The following is a 4,215-nucleotide window of genomic DNA, read 5'->3' as shown; positions in this document are numbered from 1 at the left end:
CTGCGTCCTTCGGCAAAGAACGTAAAAGTGCAAGTCGAGTTCAATCCAAAACGAGTGGGCCGCTACAAGTTGCTGGGCTTCGAAAAACATCGTCTTAAACAAGAAGACTTCCGCAACGACAACGTCGACGCGGCCGAAATGGCGGCGGCGGAAGCCGGCGTGGCGTTGTATCAATTCGAAGCAAAGCCCGATGGGGAAGGCGATGTCGGTTCCGTATCGGTGCGATTTCGCGATCTATCAACGGGACAAATGATCGAAAACCGTTGGCCCATTCCGTACGAACCCAACGCTCCACGTCTGGAGCAATCCACCGCGTCACTGCGTCTCGCTGCCTCCGCCGCCTTGTTCGCGGCAAAGCTCCGTGGCGAAGTGTTGGGGGAAATGGTTGATCTGCAGACGTTGTCCAATCTGATTGCCGGATTGCCCGAGCAAGATCGCAATTCCGATCGAGTCGCTCAGTTGCAATTGATGATTCAGCAGGCCCGGCAAGTGAGCGGAGAGTAAACCGCGCCAGTCATTGTCGTTAATTCGACTGTCCCATTTTGTGAGCCGAACGCGCTAGTGTCGGGCCGCCGCTGGGCAAAACGGCGGCAAAAAGAGGCCCGCGGCTAACGCCGTCGACTCACAATTACAGGGAAAACAAAAAGCTAGGACAGTCGAATGAACTTCCATCACCAACGTAGACGCGAAGAACAGTCGAAACCAATGCACTTCAAGAAGCATCCTCTTATGAATACGACAACCTTGCTGCACGTCAGACCCATTGTTCTGCTAGGACTTGCTTGCTTTGCGAGCATGTTGAATCTTCCCTGTGTCGCTCAGGAGGACAAGGATCAAGCCAGCATCAACAGTTCGATTGGTCGTGACGGTACCGGGACGATCGTTGTCGAAGCTCGCGGACAACTACCAGAGCCGACGCTGTTCTATACCGCCACGGCGGACGCCACCGTACAGGTGCGAACGGACCACATCGAGCAAGAGATTCAATTGACGATCAAAGTGATTCAGGGGGCTGCGAAGCGATTGAGTTTTGGACTACGCGGCGAGGGACAGGTGACTGCAGTCGCTGGCGATAGCGCCGAGTCGTGGTCCGTACGCCAAGTTGGCTCCGAGCGATTCCTTGATCTGCATCTGGAAGAAGATGTTACCAATGCAAAAGCGGTAATCTCCATTCGTTCGACGCAAGCAAAATTGGAACTTCCCAGCGAAATTAACCTGACACACCTCACCCCCGGTGAATCCGTTGGCTTTAACTCGACGATCCGCATCGAGTACGACGCGGCAGTGGAGGGAACCGTCACGGAGGCCACTGGATTTGCACCGCTCGATAGCGATGGTGGCACTGACCGATTTCAAACCACGACCGGTGGGCAACTGAAACTTTCGCTCAATCGTAGCGGTGTCTCACCTGCACCGGTGGAACTGATCGACACCACTTTAAAAGGGACAGTACATGCCAACGGCAAGTCGGTTGACTTTCAGCTTCGCAGCACCGCCGTCGTGTCTGAGGACAACGGGGAAATTACAGTCCTTTCGGGCGATGCGGCGGTCAGCGAAGTGCCTGCTGATTCGAACTATCGACTGCGTCTTTCCAATGACAATGAACAACCCGTCTACAAGCTTGTGTTTGACAAAGCGGGTACCTATCCAGTGACACTGAACTTTGTCGCCACGTTGGTTTCGCCCGACAGCAATGGACATCGCATCGATTTTACGATCGCTGCCAGCGCCGTTGTTCCCATAACACTCAGCGGACTCGACTCGGATCTCGAATTTAGCCGTGATCAACAGTCCGTCGTGCCACTGCCAGACAAAGACGATTGGTTGGGATTCTTACCTGCAAATGGTCACGCTCGGTTGCAATGGAAAACAGCCCGCAAAGCTGGTGATGGAAAGCTGTTTTTCACCACCACGGGGCATGTCGAAGCAAAAGTTGGCGTGGGACTACTGCGTCAGGATCATCAAATCGATTACCAAGTGCTTCAGGGAGAGCTGAAAGCCTTGAGCATCCAGATGCGGGGGCCAGGAGAAATACTCGACGTCCAAGGCGATAAAGTCGTCGGGTGGAAAGTGAGCGGTAAAGCCGATGATCGTCAGCTGGACATCACTCTGAGCCAACCGATGACGGGGGCGAGCCAGATTAAGGTACGCAGCCAAACGCCGCTTGACGCGTTTCCCGTGCGTGTCGAAGGGCTGCGACTGAATCCGACAGGAGCGATCCGGCACTCCGGTTTTCTGCGTCTTTCCAATTCGGGGTCGGTGCGTCTGGAACCGATCGGGCTGAGCGGATTGACTCAGTTGGCACCGGAGCAATTTCCCAGTGAGCCAACCGAGGCACGACAGGTTTTTGTTTACCGTTTTCCCTCGGCGGACCACGACTTCATGATTGCTGCGGATCGGATCCAACCCGAGGTCAGCATCTCGCAACTGGTGCTGTATCAATTGACCGAAGCCGACCGTGTGATCAAGGCTGATATTGAGTTGGACGTTCGCGAAGCGCCGATTCGCGAGTGGGACTTTGGAATTCCGGCCGATTATTCCATCGTTTCGGTGACCGGCGCTAGCGTTGCGGACTACATCGCAGCAACAGAAATCGCGGATGGTCGTCGTAACTTGAAAGTCATGTTTGATCAAGACGTCGCGGGACGCCAGCTCGTGACGTTACATCTCGAAAAAAGTGAAGCCGCAACCGCTGGAAATTGGGATTTGCCGGGGATCGAATACCCCGGCGCGAAAGCGGTTCGCGGCGACATCGGAATCATTGGCGGGCCTGGCTTTCGCATCGCCGTGGATCAGGCCGATCTGCTGGTGGAAAAGCCGTTGTCCTACTTTCCCAAACCTGCCGCGGGGCTTCAGCAAGCCTTTCGCATCCGCGAGCCTGGATGGTCGGCAAGTATGCGAATCGAGTTGTTGGAACAGAGTGTCCAGTCCGATGTGTTTCATCTTTACTCGCTCAGCCAGGAAACGGTGTATGGCAGCGCGCTAGTCAATTACTTCGTCACTGGTGCTCCGGTATCCGAATGGAAAATTGCAGTGCCCGCGGCGCTGGGCAACGTGATGGTCGACGGCCAAGACGTCCGAACATGGCGTAGGGAGGACGACACTTTGATCGTTTCTCTTCACCAGCCCGTGATGGGGGCGTACACATTGTTGGTAACGTTTGAAGAAAAGCCGGACGAAAACAATCGATCGTTCCAAGCCGGACAGATTGCTCCATTGGGCGTTCAAGGCGAACGGGGTTACATCCAAGTCGTCAGCCCAATGCAGGTTGAAATCAATACGGTCTCGCTTTCCGACGATATGCTGAAACTTGATCCGTTGGAGTTACCCGCCGAGTTCCGTCTGCTTAGCACCGCGCCGCCGCTGGGAACTTGGCAGTACACCGAACGGCCGTTTGACTTGAAACTGCAAGTCGACTGGTTCCAACCTGGCACCACATTGACTCAGGTGGTGGAGTTTTCGGAGGTCAACAGTCGTGTTTCGCAGGACGGCGAACTGGTGACCGACGTACTGTACTATGTCAAATCACGTGGGCAACGCACGTTGAAAGTCAAGCTGCCCGGCGATCCAGTCCGTCTTTGGAAAGTGTCCGTCAATGGCCAGGTTGCGACTGCGCGACAAGCGGATGAGGCCACCTTGATTCCACTGCCCGGTGGAATCAATCCTAACCTTCCGATCGAGGTCCGACTTAGCTTGGGCAAACCGACCGTCGACGAATCCAATCCCGTGCTGATGCTGCCGATCGTGTTTGCACCAGTACTGAAGACACAATGGAATATCGTTGGTGATGAGAAACACGTCCTTGTACCCGACGGCGGAACCGTTACGGCTGCGGAACCGGTGACCCGAGCGTCCGGTTTCAATTGGGTGGCCAAGCACGGAGTAGTCCATTTGATCGTGATCGGTTTGTTCACTGTCATTGGAATCTGGGCGTGTGGTAAGTCGGCCGCTTGGCCTGCGTTGGGGCTGGTCAGCTTGGCTATCGCCATTGTCGTATCCGTCGCAACGGCTAGCTTCGCATTCTCGCAGATAGGATCGTCGGTTCCATTGCAACTGAGTCTGCCGATTTTGTCGGCGGGGGAAAGCATTCAGCTGCACGTGCAAAACACGCCACTTTGGCGGGTCGATCTTTCGTGGACCGGTCTGGTTGCATTGTTGTGTGGCGTGGCCGCGTTAGCTTGGTCTTTCATGATTAGCGATGCCAGAGTTCGAATG

At 55.1% G+C, this 4,215-nt stretch carries 1 protein-coding gene and 1 pseudogene; both read left to right on the top strand.

Going from position 1 to position 4,215, the window contains the following annotated elements; translation table 11 throughout:
* Window positions 1-504, top strand: a 504-nt coding sequence (locus ABX962_RS31610; protein ID WP_372725579.1) for a YfbK domain-containing protein, incomplete at its 5' end; no start/stop codon positions are given.
* Between the two features lie 225 nt (window positions 505-729).
* Window positions 730-4,215, top strand: a pseudogene (locus ABX962_RS31605) (hypothetical protein); the annotation flags it as partial.

Source organism: Novipirellula sp. (genome assembly GCF_041583735.1).
Classification (GTDB): domain Bacteria; phylum Planctomycetota; class Planctomycetia; order Pirellulales; family Pirellulaceae; genus Novipirellula.
Note: the sequence above shows the minus strand (reverse complement) of the source record. Positions and strands in the feature narration are given on the sequence as shown.